Source organism: Sodalis praecaptivus (assembly GCF_000517425.1).
Lineage (GTDB): Bacteria > Pseudomonadota > Gammaproteobacteria > Enterobacterales > Enterobacteriaceae > Sodalis_A > Sodalis_A praecaptivus.
Genome location: NZ_CP006569.1, coordinates 1,006,228 through 1,027,978, shown reverse-complemented (window position 1 = coordinate 1,027,978; position 21,751 = coordinate 1,006,228). Strand labels below are relative to the sequence as shown.

Below are 21,751 nucleotides of genomic sequence, written 5' to 3'. Positions count from 1 at the left end.
CCGTAGATTGCTTCAATAGCAGCCGTTATAACAATAACCAGAGGAAAAATGATGCGCGCATTACCTGTTTCGCTGCTCCTTCTCTCGCTAACGGGATGCTCCGGGCTATACCACGCACCTTCCGCCGTACAAAGCGGCCCCAAAAATCCGTTTAAAGACACGACCTCCACCGTGCATAAAGCCGCGCCACGCAGCGCGCCCCTGCCGGCGAAATTGTATAAAAATCCTGAAGAGCTGGTAGGCAAGCCGTTCCGCGATCTGGGCGAGGTGTATGGCTCCACCTGCAAAGTCAGCCTGCAAGATCCGCCGCCGAGCATCAGCGCCGCGCGCCGCAATATGCAGATCCGCGCCGCCGCGATGAAAGGCAACGGCGTGTTGCTGCATCAGTGCCAGATCGTGAGCGCCGTCGCTGGCTGCTATCAGCAGGCCATTTGCCAGGGGACCGCGCTCAGCGTTTCGCAATGACCGCGACTTTCGGCTTCAGGCAAATAGGCGTTGTCCGCTCGCCCTATAAAGAAAAGTTCGCCGTGCCGCGCCAGCCGGGGCTGGTAGCGGATGGCGTCGGCGAGTTGCATTTGCTGCCGCCCTATAATCAAGCGGAAGCGGTACGCGGCCTGACGGAGTTCAGCCATATTTGGCTGCTGTTTGTTTTTCATCAAACGCCGGAGGGCGGCTGGCGGCCCACGGTCAGACCCCCGCGGCTTGGCGGCAATAGCCGGATGGGGGTGTTCGCCACCCGCTCGCCTTTTCGCCCCAATCCCATCGGTATGTCGCTGGTGGCGCTAGAGGGCATTACGCTGCGCGGCGCCGACGTCATTTTACGTCTCGGCAGTCTGGATTTAGTGGATGGGACGCCGGTGGTGGATATCAAACCCTATCTTCCCTATGCCGAAAGCCTGCCCGACGCCCGCGCGGGCTTTGCGCAAGCCGCCCCCGCCGATACCCTACAGGTCATTTTCTCCCCCCCGGCAGAGCGGCAGCTGCGCGCGCAGGCTCACGTCTGGCCCCGATTGCGGGAATTTATCGGCGATGTTCTGGCGCAGGATCCCCGTCCCGCCTATCACCGCGGGGGAATGCCGGCGCGGGAATATGCCGCGGCGCTGCTGGATTTTAATGTCCGCTGGCGGGTGAGCGAGACGACTGCCGAGGTTATCGCCATCGATACGTTACCGGGCGGCGACACTGACGCCACCGGCCCGACCACCGAGCCCGAATCCGGCGGCGCAGGCGGGATAACGGGTTAAATTTGCCGCCGGTCCTTTTGGCCGTCGGCGGGCGCTGGTAGACTATATCACTTTCATTATTTTTGCTGCCTGCCGGCAGCCTACGGCACTCAGCCGCTTTTGTGGAACCTAACTAACATGCGTACTAGCCAATATCTGCTCTCCACCCTCAAGGAAGTCCCCGCCGATGCGGAAGTGGTCAGCCATCAGCTGATGCTGCGCGCCGGGATGATTCGTAAGCTGGCGTCCGGCCTGTATAGCTGGCTGCCCACCGGTTTGCGCGTGCTGCGTAAAGTGGAAAATATCGTGCGCGAAGAGATGAACAACGCCGGCGCGATTGAAGTGGCCATGCCGGTAGTGCAGCCGGCGGATCTGTGGCAGGAAAGCGGACGTTGGGTCCAGTACGGCCCGGAACTGCTGCGGTTTACCGATCGCGGCGCGCGGCCGTTTGTCCTGGGCCCCACGCATGAAGAGGTGATAACCGACCTTATTCGCAACGAGGTCAGCTCCTATAAGCAGTTGCCGTTGAATTTCTATCAGATTCAGACCAAATTCCGCGACGAAGTGCGCCCGCGTTTCGGCGTCATGCGTTCGCGGGAGTTTGTGATGAAAGACGCCTACTCCTTCCACACCAGCCAGGCGTCGCTGCAGGCAACTTATGACGCTATGTATCAGGCCTATAGCGCTATTTTCACCCGTATGGGGCTGGAATTCCGCGCGGTGCAGGCGGATACCGGCTCCATCGGCGGTAGCGCGTCCCACGAGTTTCAGGTGCTGGCCGACAGCGGTGAGGACGATATCGTCTTCTCGACCGCGTCAGACTACGCCGCCAATATCGAACTGGCAGAGGCGGTCGCCCCGGCCGCCACCCGCGCCGCGCCGAGCGAAGAGATGCGGCTGGTGGACACCCCCGACGCTCGCACCATCGCCGAACTGGTGGCGCAATTTTCACTGCCGGTGGAAAAAACCGTCAAGACGCTGCTGGTCCGCGCCCGCGAAGACGCCGGTCATCCGCTGGTGGCGCTGATGGTCCGCGGCGATCATCAGCTCAACGACGTCAAAGCCGAAAAATTACCGCAGGTCGCCGCCCCGTTGACGTTCGCCAGCGAAGAGGAAATCCGTCTGGCGGTCGGCGCGGGTCCTGGCTCGCTTGGGCCGGTGAACCTGCCGCTGCCGCTGGTCATCGACCGTAGCGTGGCGGTGATGAGCGATTTCGCCGCCGGCGCCAACGCCGAGGGGAAACACTTCTTTGGCATCAACTGGGAACGGGATTTGCCGCTGCCTCAGGTTGCCGACCTGCGCAAGGTTGTTGACGGCGATATCAGCCCGGACGGTAACGGTACACTGCAAATCAAGCGCGGGATCGAAGTGGGCCATATTTTCCAGTTGGGCACCAAATATTCAGAAGCGATGAAAGCCACCGTGCAGGGTGAAGACGGCCGTAACCAAACGCTGACCATGGGCTGCTACGGCATCGGCATCACCCGCGTGGTGGCGGCCGCTATCGAGCAAAACCATGACGAGCGTGGCATTTTGTGGCCGGAAGCGCTGGCGCCGTTCAATGTCGCCATTTTGCCGATGAATATGCATAAATCCTTCCGGGTGAAAGAGGTGGCGGAAGATCTTTACCGGCAGTTGCAGGCGCGCGGTATCGACGTTCTGCTCGACGATCGCAAAGAGCGTCCCGGCGTGATGTTTGCCGATATGGAGCTTATCGGTGTACCGCACCAGTTGGTCATAGGCGATCGCAATCTGGATGCGGATGAAATCGAGTATAAAAACCGCCGCAGCGGTGAGAAGCAGATGATCAAACTCAGCGCGATTGTTGATTTTCTCGTCGGTGAAATCACCGCCGCGCAATAAAACCAGACACGACGCGCCTCACTCATGCGCCGTCCACGGTCGTGGACGGCGCGTTCTATTCCGGCTCGCGAAAGCCTGGCGCGCGCGTCTCATCATCCATCAGTACTACACTCGCCGTTAATCGGCTGCGTTGCAGACAGTCCGGGTCAACATAGATCAGATTTTCATCAGCCGAGTCGACCGGCTGTATCGCGCCCCCCTGCTTTTTACCGACTTTGAGGCACGCGGTATAGTCGTTTATTTCCTGGGCAATGTAGCGGGCCAATTTCCCGTTACTGTGGTAGCACTCCTGCGGCAGGCGCCGCTGCATGATGATCATCCGCGTGCCATTTTCCAGTATCTGGATAATCACTCGCGGCACCGTCAACAGGGCGCTTCCCCATTGGGGCAGTAATATGGCCGGCGCAGCCGTTTGCAACCGCAAAGACCGAAAATCAAGGAACGTCTGATAGATTTTTCCCCCCTGTTTGGCGACGGTGGGAAACGGCAGCCACGCGTCGAGAGGCGCGGTCTGTGACGGCGCATCATCATTCATCAAGGCCCACTGCAAAGTAAAATCATAGGTCGCATTGGCATCAATATAGATAAGATTCTCTTTTTCTCCCTCTTCGGGGATAATACGCGTACCGTCCCGCTTGCCGGCCTGAACGGGCACCCCAGGCAAAGCGTTAAGCGCCTGCGCGACTTTGCGTGGCCACCGCCGTTTGTCCGCATCCTGCGCGGCAATATTAACGATGCGTTCCAGTAACGGCTTCTCGTCCCCCGCGCTAAAACTGAGATAAAATTGGCTCATTAGGGGTAGGTCGCGACACGCCTCCAAAGGAGCTAGCGCAATATCATTACTCTCATCGAGCGTTGCATGACCTATTTCGTGTGGCACGGGCGGTTGAGGGGGAGGTGTGGGATCAGCGTGGCGCAACCGAACGTGGTCGTTCTCCACCAGAAATTGTTGCAGCGCGCACTGCATTTTCCGCTCACCGTACAACAAAATAAGTATCGCGCCGAGCAGCCCGTCGCTCGCCGCGTCGGCGCCGAGCAGCGTTAAAGCCTCTTCAATAAGCTTGGGCGTCGTAAAACCGGGATAACGTTCAAGAAAAGATTCACTGTCGATCATGCCTTTCAGCAGCCTGAGGATATTCATCACGATCAAAATGAACGACATATCGAGTAGATCGGAACGGGGCCGGCGGACGCTGACTAGGCGATGCCACCGCAGGTATAGGCGCTCTAATAAATTATGCAACCGCAAATGCCAAACGACGCTTTCCTGTAGACGTCTGGCGCCGAACGTCTTCTGCGGCGAAAATTCCAAGGCGCTACCCTGCCGCTGAAATTTGTGATCCACCACCACCCGGCGATAACTTTTTACCGGTATCTGTAATCGATTGGCCAGAACCTGGGCGCAGGAGTGCGCCCCGCCATACCCCCCGTAACAGGAGATAAGTTCTAATTCTTTTAGCGGTCTGCCGTGATTATGTAATTCATTTATCCCCAACACTACCTCGGCGCATTCCAAAGCATCGTAATGGTTAATGCTGGTAGGCGCACCGTGGGCTTTCAACTGCATGTGCACGCTGCCGCCCGGCACGCTGGTATTATGGGTGAAAGCAATACGGCTATCAGGACCAAGCAGCGCGGCCACGCGCGTCTTTTCGACGTTAACCTCCCCGCTCAAAACTCGATAGGACAGACCCTGTTGTTGCAAAAAACCTTTGTTGAATAACCCTAATTGCCGGGCGCTAATGATAGTCTCCTTCTCACCCAACTTATTATTAAATAGATGATTGTTCCAGCCGGCAAAATGATTGTCGCCCAAGCTTAATAACATATGGTAATGTTTTTCGGGTGTAAAGCAGACCACCAATTTACCCGGTTCCAGATCCCTCAGCGCCATGCTGTGGGTCACGGGCTGAATATCCAGCAGGACATCTTCAAGCTTATGCTGTGACAGTAGACCGCCGTTCGATGGATTGACGAGGTGCGCCAGGGTTTCCTGCACCGCGGCGGATTGCTGAGGCGATAGCCGGTTGGCATGGACCAATATATTTAGCGCATACTCACAGGCGTTTTCAGGCAATATTGAACGGTGTAATAATTCTTTTGCCACCTGTAGCAATGAACGCGCCGGTGGCGTCACGCCAAGCGTGTGTTTCACGACATGGAAGCCATATTTCGCACCGCGCGGGTAGAGCATATTATTGCGGAACTCCCCTAACTGCTCCATTAATAATACCCGTTTTTCTTCACCAAGGTGGGTGGCGATCTTCATATTATTCATGCCGGCGAACCGGCCGTTGCCCAAACTGACCATCCAATGGCGGAAGTTATGATTATCCTCTCGCTGGAAAACCATCAACCTGCCAGTCTCCGTACGCAACATATCGCTGTAACTGTGTACCGGGATGGCAGGACTCATCAGCTTACGTAGCGTATGGTGGGCATTTTGATACACATAAAAAACCGCGTTGATGGTTTCCCGTTGTTCCTGTGAAGCAATGTTATAAAAGATATAGAGCATAAAATCATAATTGGATCTACAGCTGTGATTATCTATCATCAAATTACGAATAACGTGACTTAACCGTTTTTGCAGCACCAGCGGAGAAGACGTTGACGGTGAAACGGCATATTTTATGCCATCGATGTCATTATAATCCGCAATCGCGCTGACCTCAGGCGGTCTTATTAACCAAGTCTCTTTGATCTCGTCCAGCGCCTCGCGCCGATAAGATAATGCCGCGTCAACGCTGGTAAACGTTTGGTAGCGAATCGGCGTTGTGTTATCGGCTTGACGGAACGCCGCCAGCCATTGCTGCTCCGACTGAATGCAGGGCTGCGAGATTGTCGGTATATTAAGAAAAGCCAATTTTTCCATCGCCGGATCCAATATATACCGGACGCCCTCCCTCTCCGCCACCAGCAGATAATGGCGCATTTCCTGGTACTCAGCCGACTCCAACCAGTAAAACAACACCCGACATTCAATAGACTCGAAGGCATTAGCGTTAGCGAAGGCTTGGGCCGCGGCCAGCCGCTCGCTTTGATCACCCCGGCGCGCTAACTGCAGGCAATAGCGGCGGAATGTTGTCGACAGCGGCCCATCGTGAGCCAATACCGGCTGCATTTGATTGGATAACGGCAACGGCCGGTAATCTTCTACCACCAATTGCGCCCGTCGCCCATCGGCAAGCAGTAGGTCATCGCCAACGAAGGTAAACTCGTCCAGCGTTACCGTTCCCCAGGCATCTTGCAACGCGCGCTTGCCGTTAATCGGCGCCAATTGATATCCGCCAAACAGGCCGTCACCGAGGCTGATAAGCATTATTTCAGCCCGCTCGCCGGCATGGCCGAATACCGCCAGTTCATAGCCGCGCGGCACCATCTTCAAGGCTTGACGCCCGGTAATGACCACCAGTTCGCGGAAAAAACGGCGAATGTTGCCCAGTAAGCCTAAAGACTGATACTGATGATAATTGATGCGGCCGGTAATTTGATTGATAAGCACCATGGCTTTGGCACTGCTAAATCCGAACTGGCTCAGGTTATGCTTGCCCTCTTTGATCAAACTTTCAACGAGGATAATCGCCCGGCCGCGCGCGTCGGTTTTGATAAAGGTTTCCGCCACCGAGGCAAGGGAGAGACGAGAGTGTCCGGCCTTAAGCGCATCGTGCAGCGTCAGATAACTATTGAATAACACCTGGCTGCCGCGGCTGCCCGCCGCGCGCATCACTTGATAGCCATCCGCCGCCCCGCCCAGTGCGGTAAAAATCAGCCCCATTAGCGCGTTCGTCCAGGCGCGTTTTTTCAGCGCTACGTCATCGGCCGTAAGCGCGGTATGTACATACAAGCCGCAGCTGATGGCGCCCACGCCAATATTCGCCAGCATAAACGAGGCGCAGACGGCGGCGGAGCCGCCGCTGAAAAATAACGCCAGTAGCGACAGCGCCAGACCAGCATACATCAGAACCTGCTGGGCGGTATGGTGCGGATCAGCCGGTGTCGGGGGCGGTTGCTGATAATGTCCCTGGCGCTGCATTTGCGCATAATCGTGCAGATACTCGCTCATTTTATGGTGGTCGAGCTGTTTTAGCGCCCGCCAAATATCGTGGCTTTCGCTAAAGGAGAGCGGTGGCAGAACCTGACACGTTTGCAGATCCACCGTCGCGGCGAGCGGCATGCCGGCCACTTTTAGCTTCTGACGCGGCGACAGATGACCATGAATAAATGAACACAGCGCCACCGAGGTGTCATCAGGGGTCCATAGATAGATTCTGCCGTTGGAGAGCGAAATTAGCATGCCGCCAACGGGTTCAATCAGCGCAACCATGCCTGGCACGCAGAGGCGCTCTCCTCCCTGATGTAGCGTTATCAGTTGCTCCGTTATCTCGTTGTCCATCCATCTTCGCGCTATCGTTGCCACCGCGTTTTGCTCTTTTTCCTCCAGTAGCGGCAGCAATGCACAGGCCAACCGATTTTTCGCTATCGTAAAATAGGCATTTTCAATTTCACTATCGTTGGTCACTTCATGTAACTGCGTTTGCAATGTTTGGTGCAGATTGAAAAAAGCCTCTTTGGCTAACTGGGCCATGCGCGCAAGAAATTCCGGTTTCATCACGCCGCGATTATCGGTCAAAAGCAGTGTCTGGATACGCGGAGTTCGATTAGAGGCGACCATCTGTTGCCTCATAACGCACAGCGCATCGCCGGTCATGACGTCCCGCAGGGTAAAATCCTGGCGATCTTGAATTGTAAAAAACTTGCCCGGTGCCGTCTCAACCAGGAACGTCACGCTAAGCGCGACGACGAGGTCAAGCTTGTCGATGAACGCTTCCCGGGGAAAATATTGCTCCAATTTTTTATTTAGCAGCTCATGCAGGTACTCTTGATGCCGAGCATCAGGAGGGTCTTTACCCTCCAGGGACAGGCCATGCACATGCAACCAAGGTTCCCTCTCGGCCAGCATCGCGCGCTGTTTTTGCAGCGGCGTGGGTGCTCGCCGCTGTTCTTCAACGTCTGCCGGTAAGGCTACGTTGGCTTTTGACGACGCCAGCACGTCAGCGTGCTGCGTTTTGAACGCCGCAAATTGACGTTTTCTGATGCTAAGCTGCCGCCAGTAATCCTGATGTTCAGGACGAAGCGCACACGCGGGCGCCATGTCGACATCGGTGGCGCGCCGGCGCCGCGCCAGGGGTTGCGTCTCTTTACCCGCGCCCGGAGGTTGCCTTGCAGGGGAGTCATTCCCCCCCGATACTGCGCCTTGCTCTGCTATTGAGGGGATGGCTCGCGCAGCCTGCGGACCGAGGGCCGGTAACCTATGGGGCTGCGCAAGCACCTGCGTCGCGGTAAATACAGGTAATAACGCCGGCGGCTTCCCGGCTGACGTCATGCGTCGACGCTCTTTCGCGGCCGTGGCGACGGAGATCGGTAGCCACAGTCCACTCGCGCTGGGTACAAAAATAACGCAGCGGAAGCCGGCTTCTGGCGACATTAACCACGCCAGGATGGCTTTACCCCCGCGGAAATCGCGTCGACGCTTAAGCACTATTTCCCTGGCGATGATAGAATGGCCAAGTCTGCTATTATTTGCCCGGCCTAGCGCGGGATGAAAATAATGAAAAGGCGTTAATTTATCAACACCCCTCGTATCGAAAATAAGCAACATGCTATTAATCCTCCCTGACCGTTGAAATATAATTTTAGGACGCGCCGTTCCCTCGGTTTATGAATAAACCCGCTCGAAAATATTATCCCCACGTAATAAACACGCAATAACGTTGATAAACTCATTGCTAGGCAGAAACCAACGTTAATAATTACGCTTTATCATTAACATTCATTGATTAAGCCTGGCAGCTTGAGGATATGAAGATAACAAATGCTTAAGGGTGGCGAAATAAATTACGGCAACTCGTTGAAGAACAATAGCGATACGCCAGGAAAAATCATTTCGCTGATTGGCATACCTCAATCGCAGCCGATAATCCATAGACGAAGATAAAATGATAATCCCGTGCCTACCCCTGCTGCGCGGGAAGTTAACGCAACGCTACCGCTGAAGGGTATTGGCTTGGGAGCGTCGGGATATTCGGGCGAGGCTATAGCGCTGTCATTTGCCGCGCGATGTGCACTGGCATGCCGCAGACAGATGACGGCAGTCAGCCGCACCGCGATGCCTTCGCAGGGCAGCGGCTTTAGGCTTAACACGTGCGGTTATCGCGGTTCGCCCGTGCGCGGGGCGCCGCGTCAAGTCATTACCCGATCGCGCGGCGGCAGAAGTAGAAAACGGCAGCCGGCGGAGGGGATCATCACGCCGTGATCATCCAACATTTCCAGCGAATTGCCCGACGGTCGAAAAAAGCGCTTTTTACCGGTCGCGTTTTCCACCAGCGTCAATTTGTCGGCGGTACGCGCCCATTGGCCTACGCTTGACTGCATGCGGCCGAGGCGCGTGCCGGTGGTAAAGTGCTGTCGCATGACGAAGGTGCCATTTTCCGCGAGGAAAAGTGAGGTTTCAATGGCCTCGCGGTTCTCGCCCGGCAGCGTGCCTTGATAATACTGCTGCATTGGCGTAAAGGCCCTATCCGCCGGCGGCGCAATGTGGCAGCCGGGCAACACGCTGCCGCTGAGCGTAATGACCAGCAACAAGATCAATCTTTTCACCCGGTTCTCCTTTTATCTTCTGGTTAGCGAGAGGGTGGTCGATGATCTTATTACACTCAAACTCAATAAAAGTTCTATTAATTTGTCGCGGCGAGGAGAAAGGCGTATTTTCCAGACTATTCTTACTGGCGCGCCGGTAATCCTTTTTGGTGCTCTTGAGGCCCCGGGCGGCCGCGCCAGCGCTGGTGCGCGCGCTATTGCCACTGCTCGAAGGCGATCTCCAGCTGACTGTCGGCATTCGACAGCCAGATTAATCCCTCCTGCAGCGTCGCCTGTAGCACCATATTGCGCTGCGCCAGATTCGCCAGCGCGTTTAGCTGCCCGTCGTCGATAAAGCGTACCGACAAATTCCCATGCGTAGACAAAAGCGGTTGGTTTTGCTGCCACCAAACGCGAGCGGCACGCGCATTATAGGCGTACAGCACTACCTGGCGGGCCTGGTGACACGCTTTGCGTAAGCGCTTTTCGTCCGGTAAGCCCAGTTCGATCCACCATTGCGCTTCGCCGTGGTCATTTCGCAACCACAGCGCGGGCTCATCTTCCGCGCTAAGCCCGCGGGTAAATTCCAGACGATCGTCCGCATGGCAAAGCCACGCCAGCAGCCGCAACATCAGGCGTTGCGGGGTTTCCGAGGGGTGTTGCGCCAGTACCAGATTGGCTTCAGAATAATAATGACGGTCCATGTCGGCAATATTGACCGTGGCTTTGTGGATGGTAGCTTTCAGCGCCATTGTGGTTTCCCTTTATGGTTTATGACCGCAGTGTACTCGACTTGGCCGGTCGCCGGCCAGCAGCGCCGGTTTCCAGACCGTTTGCCCGCGAATCCGCCGCCTTTTCTTCCAGGAATGGGGGGGCTCTGTGCTATAGTCGTTTAAGGAATAACTGTTGATTGATGTGCGGGATTACCGGTGAATGGTGGTGTATCCTTCCTCAGGGAACAGGCGGCATTTACCGCCCAATAAATGTAGGTGAGCGCTTATGACTATGAATGAAGAATATCAGCCCATTAACTGTGATGATTACGATAATCTTGAGCTTGCCTGTACGCGCCATTGGGTATTGAACCTTACGCTCCGTAATGGGGAAACAGTGACCGGCGCGGCACGCGAAATGCTGTCGAGAAAGCGCGTTGAATATCTGGTTATCGAACAGGCGGGCGTCAGCCAGGACATCCGGTTGGATCACATTGCCAGCTTCACCCATCCCGAGTTGGGCACCGTGGTGGTCAGCGCAGAGTAATTCTCTCTCACTTGCGCGGGCCGCTACGGCTGCCCGCTTACCGTTAATCGCTTTCGCTATCCTCGTTTGCCCCTACGCCGTCCTGGCCACCGTCTTCTGGCGCGACAGCTTTTGCGTCAGTGCTGTCCGCCCGCCAAAACAGATGCCATTGCGCCTCCGATTCCCGCGTCGCGCCCTCCCAGGTGACAAATACCCCCAGCGCCGCGATGAGCTGTTCATTATAAAACAGCAGCGGCGTGCTACCGCGTCGCCACGGCGGAATAGCCAGTTCTTGCCAGATTTTTTTTAGTGTTCGCCCGCGGCGGCGCCCGGTAATATACAGCAGACCGCGCACGGGGCCAAAGCGCACAGACACCCGTTCGTCGGGCCGCGGTGCGCGCACTACAGCCTCGGGCAGCGCCGCACTGGCGGCACCGTCGGTGTTGACGACGCCCCCTCCGGCGGCGCCGATCGCGGCATCGACGTCCAGGCGCCGCCCGGGGCCGTTGTCGGGCATCGGCGACGCGTTAGCGATGCTCTGCGCTACGCCGTTGAAGCCCACCGGGCGTCGATGGAGGATTCCCAGCCCTGCGGGCAACCTAAGCCTCTCGCTTTGCGGCGGCCAGGGCACTATCGCCACAGCATCGGAAAGCGCCGGCAATTGCGGCAGCACATACAGACGGTCGCGAAAGCGTCGCACCTGCCGGTCGTCGAGCTGCATTTGTGCCACCGCATCGCGCCGGCTGAGCGCCACCTCTTGCCACAGCCGGGCCAATTGCTGGCGTGAGGGCATTCTCACGCCGCGGCTGGCCAACCAGCGCCGTAAAACGGCCGCGCGCCGGATATCACTCATCGCCGTTAGCGCCGTCAAGCGCAACGACCCGTCCGGCAGGGTAAGCGCCTCTAGCGTCTCCGCCAGCAGTTCATCCAAAAGCCGCTCCTGCTCGGCGCAAAGCTGCGCGCTGCGCGCCGCGGCGGCGGCAAATTGCGGCCAGCGCTGCCGCAGGGGCGGCAGGATCCGCAGGCGTAGAAAATTGCGATCGAAGCGCAGGTCGCTATTGCTGTCATCCTCAATCCAGCGGAGCCCGCGTGCACGGGCGTACGCCTCCAGCTCCGCCCGGCCGCACTCCAGCAGGGGCCGCACCAGGCGGCGACCGCGAAATGGCGCATCCGCCGCCATCGCCGCCAGGCCGGCCGGACCGCTACCGCGTTTAAGCGCCAGCAGCAGCGTTTCCGCCTGATCGTCTTGATGTTGGGCGGTAAGCAACACCTCATCGTCCCCCAGCGTCGCCGCCAGCGCCTGGTAACGGGCGCTACGCGCCGCCGCCTCCAGGCCCTCGGGCGTCCCGTCGAGCACCACATGCGCCGTGCTAAACGCGACGTCGCGCCGGCGGCATTCGTGCGCGCAATGGGCGGCCCAACGATCGGCGTGGCGGCTTAATCCATGATGAACATGAACCGCCCGCAGCGCCGGTGCGTCTGCGCCATCCAGGGCGTCATCACCGTCGCGCAGCGCGGTGAGGGCATCCAGCAATACCGTGGAATCGAGCCCGCCGCTGAATGCCAGCAGCAGCGCGCGATAAGGGGCGACACGGGCTGCGACACGACGGCGCAGCGCCTGCACCTGCCCAACGGCATCAGGCTTCATACAGCTCCAGCGGTAACCGATCGGGATCGGTAAAAAATGTGAATTTCTTGCCGGTGAGCGCATCAACCCGCACCGGCTCGCAGGCCACGCCGTCGGCCTCTAGGCTGGCAATCGCCCCATCGATGTCGGCGACGCTGAAGGCTAAATGGCGCAACCCCTGGGCTTCCGGCCGGCTGAGCCGCCCCGGCGCGCCGGGAAAGGAGAACAGCTCAATCAGATACTCCCCTTGCAGCGCCAGATCCCCTTTCCAAGAGTCCCGTTCGGCGCGGTAATGTTCGCCGATAAGCGTAAAGCCCAGCACCTGGCAGTAAAAATGTTTACTGCGCGCATAATCGCTGGCGATGATGGCGATATGGTGCATCCGTTGTAGGCTAATCATGTTTCAAGATCCCCGTCCTCATTCTGTGCCCCGCCGGCGGCAACTCGGCCGCCGCCGTTTCGCCCGCGCCCGGCGTCCCCCGCCTTTGTACCAATTTTCCTACGGCTCGTACAGGGCGGGTACGCCCATGCCGTCCGCCGGGTGGCGCTTTATTTCAGGACCCTTACCCAATAGCGGCCATCATCGGTCAGTTCAGCGCCGTGAATGTCGGTTTCAAAGCCCGGATAATGTTGACCGATTGAGCACAGCATCAATAGGAAATCCAGCACCGCGCGGCTGCCTTCGGTGATCATCTCGCCGGGCATCACCACCGGTACCCCCGGCGGGTACGGCAACAGCATGTTGGCGGAAATGCGGCCAACCATTTGCGACAGCTCAACGGTTTCTACGTTACCGCGCACCTGCTGCTGGAACGCGGCGTAAGGCGTCATTTTCATCTCGGGAAGCACCGCGAAAGCATTGAGCATCAGTTGCGGCAGATGATGCTGGCGGATCAACCCGTGGATACCCTGCGCCAAGTCCTGAATACGCATGTGGCGGTAGAAATCAGGATCTTCCGCGTACAGGTCCGGCAACATATTGCGCACGCGCAGATTAAGATCGTAGGCGCGCTTAAACTCGGTCAACCCGCGCAATAGGCTCATCGCCTTGGTTTTATCAATACCAATACTAAACAAAAACAGCAGATTATAAGGACCGGTTTTCTCCACCACCACGCCGCGCTCATCGAGGAACTTGGCCACCAGCGAAGCCGGAATCCCCTCCGACGCCATCTCTCCGGTCTCGTCCATTCCCGGCGTCAGGATGGTGACCTTGATGGGATCGAGGTACATATGGTCGGCGTCGGCATCGCGAAACCCGTGCCACGGCGCGCCCGGCTCCACCGGCCAGCAGACGGCGTCTTCAATGATCTCAGGCTGCCAGATATCGAAAAACCAGCCCTCCGACTCCTGACGTAAACGGTAAACCTCTTTACGAAAATGCAGCGCCCGCTCAATGGAGCGTTGAATCAGGCGGCGCCCCGGTTTGCCGCGCACCATCGCCGCCGCCATCTCAATGGATGCCACGATGCCGTAATGGGGCGAGGTGGTGGTGTGCATCATGTACGCTTCGTTAAAGGTGCGTTCATCATAATCACCCTTAATATGGATAACTGACGCCTGTGAAAAGGCCGCCAGCAATTTGTGCGTCGATTGCGTCTCGAAGATGACTTTGTCGGGGGTTCGCTCTCCGCTCATGCCGCTTTTGCCGCGATAGATAGGATGGAAATTGGTGTAGGGCACCCAGGCGGAGTCAAAATGGATCGACGGCACCGCCAGCGTCTGTTTAATGTACTGCGTGTTATACAGCAGACCATCATAAGTGGAATTGGTAATTACCGCATGCACAGGCCAACTGGCCTGCGGGGTCGCCGCCACCTTCTGTGCGATGCTCGCGCGGCTGAACTGCCGCTGCGGAATTCCCCCCAGAATGCCGTAGGCGTTGCGGCTCGGCGTCAGGTATATCGGCACCACATCGCTCATCATCAGCAGGTGAGCCAGCGACTTATGGCAGTTGCGGTCAATGAGCACCGTACTGCCGGCGGGGCTGGCGTACATACCGACGATTTTGTTGGAGGTGGAGGTCCCGTTGGTGACCATATAACTCTGCTCGGCGCCGAAAGTGCGGGCGATATACTCCTCCGCCTCCAGGTGGGGGCCGGTATGGTCCAACAGCGATCCCAGTTCGGTCACCGAAATCGACACGTCCGCCTTTAGCGTATTGCCGCCGAAGAAGTCATAGAACAGGCTGCCCACCGGGCTCTTCTGATAGGCGGTACCGGCCATATGGCCCGGCGTGCAAAAAGTATATTTCCCCTCTTCCACATAATGGAACAGCGCCTTGGTCAAAGGCGGCATGATGGCATCAATATATTCAGCGGTATATTGCCGGATACGCTGGCTAATATCGGCGACGGCGTTTAAGCCATATTCAAAAAAATAGAGCGCCATGCGCATCTCATTGGCGCTGACGTCAAGCACCGAATGGGTGCTGATAAACGCATACAGCGGCAGATACTCGTTAATCTCGTTAATGGCCAGGCAGAGATCCATGCCGTACTGTTCCCAGTCGAAAATAATGCCTGCAATGCGCGGATTCTGCTCAAGTAAGGTTAATAAATCCTGGCTGCCGCTGGGATAGACAATGTGATAGCCCTGATCGGTCAGCGCCTGTGCCAGCTCCCGTACCGGTTCGGCTTTGTAAAATACCGGTTCCGGCAAAAGTATTGCAATGATGTTCATTCAACGCATCCTTCGTAAGTCCTTCGCTCAGTTATCTCGGCCGAACGTTAAGCATAGCCGGCATTGCGGCTGGCCGGGCGCGGCCAAAGCACATCGCCGGCCGAAAAAAAACACCCCGCAGGCGCGAACATGCGGGGTGTGAGACATCGCCGGTCCGGCCCGGGCACCTCGAGCGCCGGCGTCCGGCGTCGGTCACTCAGCAATAGCCATAGTTCATCAGGCGGTGATAACGGCGGTTGAGCAACTCTTCCTCGTTGAGACCGTCAAGCTCGGCCAAATCGTCCAGCAGTTGCGTTTTCAGCGCGGCGGCAATGGTCGGCACATCGCGGTGGGCGCCGCCCAGCGGCTCCGGCACGATGCTGTCGATAAGCTCCAGCTCTTTTAGGCGCGAGGCGATAATGCCCATCGCTTCGGCGGCGATGGGCGCTTTGTCCGCGCTTTTCCACAAAATAGAGGCACAGCCTTCCGGGGAGATCACCGAATAGGTGCTGTACTGCAACATGTTGACCTTATCGCCGACGCCAATCGCCAGCGCGCCGCCGGAGCCGCCCTCGCCTATTACGGTGCAGATCACCGGCACCCGCAGGCCCGACATTTCGCGCAGGTTTTTTGCGATAGCCTCGGATTGGCCGCGCTCTTCGGCGCCGACACCCGGGTAGGCGCCCGGCGTATCGATGAAGGTAAGCAGCGGCAGATTGAACCGATCCGCCATCTCCATCAGCCGCAGCGCCTTGCGGTAACCTTCCGGCGCCGGCATCCCGAAGTTGCGGCGGATCTTCTCTTTCGTTTCCCGCCCTTTCTGGTGGCCGATGATCATCACCGGCCGCGAATCCAAACGCGCGATGCCGCCGACGATGGCTTTATCATCGGCATAGGCGCGATCGCCCGCCAATTCGTCAAAATCGGTGAAGATATGCCGCACATAATCCAGCGTATAGGGACGCATGGGATGTCGCGCCAGCTGGGCGATTTGCCACGCACCCAGATCGGAGAAAATTTTCCGCGTCAGCTCCACGCTTTTTTCACGCAGGCGCTGCACCTCTTCATCCAGATTAATATCTAATTTTTCGTCTTGACGGCTGACTGCGGTCAGCGAGTCAATTTTCGCTTCCAGCTCTGCAATCGGCTGTTCAAAATCAAGAAAATTCAGACTCATAGTATTCCTATATTAGTCAAATTCCAGTTCCACCTGTTCATTTCCCACAAGTGTTCGCAAGTCATTCAGTAAACGGTCGGTCGGCGTCACCCGCCAGGTTGCCCCAAAGCGCAGCCGCGCGCGCGCATCTTGCCGTTGATAATAAAGATGCACTGGAATCGTCCCCGATCGATGCGGTTCCAACGATAAACGGAGACGGTTTAATAGCTGGTCATCAATTTGCCTGTCGGTCAGCGAGATAGCAAGCCCGCGCGCATATTTTTCACGTGCTTCGCTAATATCCATCAATTCACGGGCGGTCATCTTAAGCCCGCCGTTGAAATCATCAAAGCTGACCTGTCCCTGAGCGATAAGGATACGGTCTTTTTCCAGTAAATGCTGGTATTTTTCCAGTGCATCCGTGAACAGCATCACGTCCAGCCGGCCGGAACGATCGTCTAACGTACAAACGCCGATCCGGTTGCCCCGCTTGGTGACCATCACCCGCGCGGAGAGCACCAGCCCCACCGCGGTCACCATTTTGCCGCGATCGGTGGGGTGCATATCCTTCAGGCGCACCCCGCCGGCATAGCGTTCAATCTCGCGCAGATATTGGGTGATGGGATGCCCGGTCAGGTACAGGCCAAGCGTTTCCCGCTCGCCGTCCAGCACCACCTGCTCCGGCCATGGCGCCACGGTACTGTAGGAGGCTTCCACCGCTTCCGGCTCCTCTGCCAGCACGCCGAACATATCGCCCTGACCAATGGCCTCGGCTTTGGCATGCTGATCGGCGGCCTTGAGCGCGTCGCCGAGAGAATTCATCAGCGCGGCGCGGTGCGGCCCCAGGCGGTCGAAAGCGCCGGACATTATCAGCTTTTCCAGCACGCGACGATTGAGCTTTTTGATATCGGTGCGCGCGCACAAATCAAACAGCTCACGGAAATGGCCGTCCTGATTGCGCGCCTCGATAATGGCTTCAATAGGGCCTTCCCCCACGCCTTTAATGGCGCCGATGCCGTAGACTATCTCGCCCTCTTCGTTGACGTGAAAATGGTACTGGCCGCTATTGATATCCGGCGGCAGGACCTTCAGGCCCATACGCAGACATTCGTCCACCAGCCCCACAACCTTTTCGGTGTTATCCATGTCGGCGGTCATTACCGCCGCCATGAACTCGGCGGGATAGTGGGCTTTCAACCACAGCGTCTGATACGACACCAGCGCATAAGCGGCGGAGTGGGATTTGTTAAAGCCGTAGCCGGCGAATTTTTCCACCAGATCGAAGATCTTCATCGACAGTTCGCCGTCGACGCCGATACTTTCCGCTCCGGCTTTGAATACCGAGCGCTGTTTGGCCATCTCCTCCGGCTTCTTTTTCCCCATCGCGCGGCGCAGCATATCCGCGCCGCCCAGGGTATAGCCCGCCAGCACCTGGGCTATCTGCATCACCTGTTCCTGGTAAAGGATGATGCCGTAAGTCGGCTCCAGCACCGGTTGCAGCGAGGCATGTTGCCACTCGATATCGGGATAGGAGATGGCTTCGCGGCCGTGCTTACGGTCGATAAAGTTGTCCACCATGCCCGATTGCAGCGGACCGGGCCGGAACAGCGCCACCAGCGCGATCATATCCTCGAAACAGTCGGGCTGCAGGCGCTTTATCAGATCCTTCATGCCGCGCGATTCCAGCTGGAATACCGCCGTGGTTTCAGAGCGCTGCAGCATATCGAAGCTTTTCTTATCCTCCAGCGGGATAGCCGCGATATCGATGGGCGCCAAACCCTGCCGGGCGCGCCGGGCGTTGATCATTTCCAGCGCCCAGTTGATGATGGTCAAGGTACGCAGGCCGAGGAAGTCAAACTTCACCAGGCCGGCATATTCCACATCGTTTTTATCGAACTGGGTAACGGGATGGTTGCCTTCGGCATCGCAATAAAGCGGCGCGAAATCGGTAATTTTGGTGGGCGCGATCACCACGCCCCCGGCGTGTTTACCGGCGTTGCGCGTGACACCTTCGAGCTTGCGCGCCATATCAATCAGCGCTTTGACCTCTTCGTCGGCGTCATAGATGGCCTGCAATTGCGGCTCCGCGACGAAGGCTTTTTCCAGCGTCATACCGGGATCGGGGGGGACCAATTTGGAAATGCGATCCACAAAACCGTAAGGGTGGCCCAGCACCCGGCCGACGTCGCGGATGACCGCTTTGGCCGCCATGGTACCGAAGGTGATAATTTGCGAAACCGCGTCGCGCCCGTAGGTCTCGGCCACGTGATCTATCACCAGATCGCGCTTCTCCATGCAGAAGTCGACGTCGAAGTCCGGCATTGATACGCGTTCCGGGTTCAGGAAACGTTCAAACAGCAAATCGAACGCCAGCGGGTCAAGATCGGTGATTTTCAGCGCATAGGCCACCAGCGAGCCCGCGCCGGAACCGCGCCCCGGTCCGACCGGTACGCCGTTATCCTTCGACCACTGGATAAACTCCATCACTATCAGGAAGTATCCCGGGAATCCCATCTGGTTTATCACCTGCAGCTCAATGTCCAGACGTTCGTCGTAGGCCGGGCGCTGCTCGCGCCGCCTATCGGCATCGGGAAACAGGAATGCCAACCGCTCCTCCAGGCCTTCACGCGCGCATTTGACCAGATAATCTTCGGTGGACATTTCGCCGGTCGGAAACTGCGGCAGGAAATACTCGCCGAGGCGGATAGTGACGTTGCAGCGCCGGGCGATTTCCACGCTGTTGGCCAGCGCTTCCGGCAGATCGGCGAACAGCTCGCACATCTCCTCTTCGCTGCGCATATACTGCTGCGGGCTATAATTGCGCGGCCGCTTGGCGTCATCGAGGGTAAAGCCGTCGTGTATCGCCACCCGGATCTCGTGGGCGTCGAAATCATCCGCGCTGGTAAAGCGCACATCGTTGGTGGCCACTACCGGTAAGCCTCGACGCGCCGCCAGCTCCACCGCGGCGTGCAGGTAATTCTCTTCGTCCGCCCGGCCGGTGCGGATGAGTTCCAGATAATAGCGGTCGGGGAAATAGCGCTGGTAAAACGCCAGGCACTGTTCCACCTGGGGCATATTGCCGCGCATCAAGTATTTACCGACATCCCCTTTGCGCGCCCCGGAGAGCAGAATCAATCCCTCGTTATGTTCAATCAGCCAGTCGCGATCGATGACCGGCCCGGCGGCGCCGTAGCCGCGTTTGTAGGCGTCCGATATCAGCAGGGTCAGGTGCTGATAGCCCACATTATTGGCCGCCAGAATGGTCAATTCCGCCAGTTCATCGCCCAGCATCTCGCTTTGTACGAAAAAATCCGCGCCGATAATCGGTTTGATGCCGGCGCCGTGGGCGCTGCCGTAAAATTTAACCAGGCCGCATAAATTGGTGAAATCCGTGATGGCCAGCGCCGGCATATGCAGGGCCGCGGCTTTTTTTACCAACGGTCCGACTTTGACCAGCCCATCGATCATGGAATAGTCGCTGTGTACGCGCAGGTGAATAAAACGTGGTTCGGCCATAGATGCTACCCGATGTGAAGTGTGGGCGCGACGATCGCGCCGCGCGACAATGCCAGGTTCATGCCGGCTCCAGCAACCGCCGGACCGGAGCAAAGCTTCGTCGATGATGCACGGTCGCCCCATGCAGCGCCAGCTTTTCCAAATGGAAAGCGGTGGGATATCCCTTATGCTGGGCGAAACCATATTCGGGGAACTGCTGGTGCAGCGCGGCCATCTCCCGATCGCGGGTCACTTTGGCAATGATGGAGGCGGCGCTGATTTCGGCCACCCGGCTATCGCCTTTCACTACCGCCTGTGAAGGCATAGGCAGCAGGGGGCAGCGGTTGCCGTCCACCAGTACAAAATCCGGCACGACGGCCAGAGCCGCGACCGCCCGCTGCATCGCCAGCAGCGTGGCCTGAAAAATATTGATCTGGTCAATTTCATCGGCTTCGGCGCGACCCACGCTCCAGGCCAGCGCGCGGCAGGTGATGTCCTCATACAGCGCCTCGCGCCGCTTTTCACTTAGCTTTTTCGAGTCCGCCAGCCCCGCCACCGGCCGGGCGGGATCCAGGATCACGGCAGCGGTCACCACCGCACCCACCAAAGGCCCGCGCCCGACTTCGTCGACGCCGGCGATAAGCGTCGCCACAGGATAGATAAAAGGTTCCGTCATGCGTATCACTACCTGCAAGAGTATTATCGGTTAATCAGCGCCAGCACCGCGCGCGCCGCCTGTTCATCGGCGTTGCAGCGAATCTGCTGATGCAATTGGCGAAACGTGGCCAGCAGCGCCGCGCGCTCGGCATCATCGTCGAGCAGCTCGATGACGGCCGCCGCCAGCGCGTCCGGCCGGCACGCCTCCTGCAATAATTCCTTGACCAGCTCACGCCCGGCCAGCAAATTGGGCAGCGACACCCACGGGGTTTTCACCAGCCGCCGCGCCAGCGCGAACGTCATCGGCTTCATGCGGTAGCCCACCACCATGGGGCACTTGGCCAGCATACACTCAAGCGACGCGGTGCCGGAGGCCAACAGGGCGGCATCAGCGGCAATCATCGCCTGACGGGCCTGGTTGTCCAGAAGCCTGACCGACAACGCCGGCGCCACCTCCGCCAAAATGTGCTCAAACTGCGCCCGCCGGGCCGGATTCACCAACGGCACGACAATCTCCAGCCCTGGGAAACGCTGGCTCACCTTCTCGGCGGCGCGCAGAAAATCCGCGCTCAGCATCGCCACCTCGCTGTGGCGACTGCCCGGCAGCAGCGCCAGACAGCGCGCGGCGGCGGGAATGCCCAGCTCCTGCCGCGCGGCGGCTTTATCCGGGTCGAGCAGCATGGCGTCCGCCAGCGTATGGCCGATGAACTGGCAGGGGACATGGTGGCGGTCGTAAAACGCCTTTTCAAACGGCAGGAAAGCCAACACATTATCCGTGGCGCGGCCGATTTTGAACACCCGCTTTTGCCGCCAGGCCCAAACGGAAGGGCTAACGTAATGAATAGTGCGGATGCCGCGCCGCTTGAGGCGGCCTTCCAAGGTAATCGTAAAATCCGGCGCGTCGATGCCGACAAAAACGTCGGGCCGCAGCGCGGCGAAGCGGCGAGTCAGATCGCGGCGGATGCGCAACAGCCGCGGCAGGCGCTCGAGCACCTCGACGATACCCATTACCGCCAATTCTTCCATGTCGTACCAGGCTTCCATTCCTTCCGCCTGCATGCGCGGGCCGGCGACGCCGACAAAGCGGGCCTCCGGTAGATGGCCGCGCAGGGCGCGTATCAGACCGGCGCCGAGAATATCGCCGGAGGTCTCTCCGGCTACCAGACCGATGGTAATGGGACGTGCCGACAT

General features: G+C 58.2%; 13 protein-coding genes and 1 pseudogene. 4 read left to right on the top strand and 10 right to left on the bottom strand.

Going from position 1 to position 21,751, the window contains the following annotated elements; all coding sequences use genetic code 11:
* Positions 1-51: 51 nt before the first annotated feature.
* The 3 genes and pseudogenes from rcsF to proS all read left to right on the top strand — a co-directional run bounded on the left by rcsF (position 52) and on the right by proS (position 3,086).
* On the top strand, positions 52-465 hold the full coding sequence (rcsF, locus tag SANT_RS04625) for an Rcs stress response system protein RcsF (protein ID WP_025421132.1): 414 nt from the start codon (positions 52-54) through the stop codon (positions 463-465).
* Positions 462-1,163 (top strand): annotated as a pseudogene (tsaA, locus tag SANT_RS04620) (tRNA (N6-threonylcarbamoyladenosine(37)-N6)-methyltransferase TrmO); the annotation flags it as partial. The gene rcsF and the pseudogene tsaA, both read left to right, overlap by 4 nt.
* Positions 1,164-1,361: 198 nt before the next feature.
* Complete coding sequence (gene proS / locus SANT_RS04615; RefSeq protein WP_025421130.1) at positions 1,362-3,086, top strand: proline--tRNA ligase; 1,725 nt, start codon at positions 1,362-1,364, stop codon at positions 3,084-3,086.
* Between the two features lie 55 nt (positions 3,087-3,141).
* On the opposite strand, the gene SANT_RS04610 is transcribed toward proS, so the two are convergent.
* From SANT_RS04610 to SANT_RS04600, 3 genes are all read right to left on the bottom strand, one after another.
* Complete coding sequence (locus tag SANT_RS04610; RefSeq protein WP_158500146.1) at positions 3,142-8,628, bottom strand: hypothetical protein; 5,487 nt, start codon at positions 8,626-8,628, stop codon at positions 3,142-3,144.
* A 701-nt stretch (positions 8,629-9,329) separates the two neighbouring features.
* Positions 9,330-9,746, bottom strand: coding sequence for a copper resistance protein NlpE N-terminal domain-containing protein (locus SANT_RS04605; protein ID WP_025421128.1), 417 nt, complete (start codon positions 9,744-9,746; stop codon positions 9,330-9,332).
* Between the two features lie 194 nt (positions 9,747-9,940).
* Positions 9,941-10,477, bottom strand: coding sequence for a YaeQ family protein (locus SANT_RS04600; RefSeq protein WP_025421127.1), 537 nt, complete (start codon positions 10,475-10,477; stop codon positions 9,941-9,943).
* A gap of 247 nt (positions 10,478-10,724) precedes the next feature.
* Between SANT_RS04600 and rof the strand changes: the two genes are divergently transcribed.
* Entirely contained in the window at positions 10,725-10,985 is a 261-nt protein-coding gene (gene rof / locus SANT_RS04595) for a Rho-binding antiterminator (RefSeq protein WP_025421126.1), read from the top strand.
* 43 nt (positions 10,986-11,028) lie between these two features.
* On the opposite strand, the gene tilS is transcribed toward rof, so the two are convergent.
* The 7 genes from tilS to lpxB all read right to left on the bottom strand — a co-directional run bounded on the left by tilS (position 11,029) and on the right by lpxB (position 21,751).
* Complete coding sequence (gene tilS, locus SANT_RS04590) at positions 11,029-12,612, bottom strand: tRNA lysidine(34) synthetase TilS (protein WP_025421125.1); 1,584 nt, start codon at positions 12,610-12,612, stop codon at positions 11,029-11,031.
* Positions 12,602-12,991, bottom strand: coding sequence for a VOC family protein (locus SANT_RS04585; RefSeq protein WP_025421124.1), 390 nt, complete (start codon positions 12,989-12,991; stop codon positions 12,602-12,604). Before SANT_RS04585 ends, tilS begins: the two co-directional genes overlap by 11 nt.
* A 149-nt stretch (positions 12,992-13,140) precedes the next feature.
* Entirely contained in the window at positions 13,141-15,273 is a 2,133-nt protein-coding gene (locus tag SANT_RS04580) for a lysine decarboxylase LdcC (RefSeq protein ID WP_025421123.1), read from the bottom strand.
* Between the two features lie 196 nt (positions 15,274-15,469).
* Positions 15,470-16,429, bottom strand: a complete 960-nt coding sequence (gene accA / locus SANT_RS04575) for an acetyl-CoA carboxylase carboxyl transferase subunit alpha (protein WP_025421122.1) — start codon at positions 16,427-16,429, stop codon at positions 15,470-15,472.
* Between the two features lie 12 nt (positions 16,430-16,441).
* Positions 16,442-19,924, bottom strand: a complete 3,483-nt coding sequence (dnaE, locus tag SANT_RS04570; protein WP_025421121.1) for a DNA polymerase III subunit alpha — start codon at positions 19,922-19,924, stop codon at positions 16,442-16,444.
* 58 nt (positions 19,925-19,982) lie between these two features.
* A complete protein-coding gene (rnhB, locus tag SANT_RS04565; RefSeq protein WP_025421120.1) occupies positions 19,983-20,579 on the bottom strand; it encodes a ribonuclease HII in 597 nt (198 codons plus the stop codon).
* Between the two features lie 23 nt (positions 20,580-20,602).
* A complete protein-coding gene (gene lpxB, locus SANT_RS04560; protein ID WP_025421119.1) occupies positions 20,603-21,751 on the bottom strand; it encodes a lipid-A-disaccharide synthase in 1,149 nt (382 codons plus the stop codon).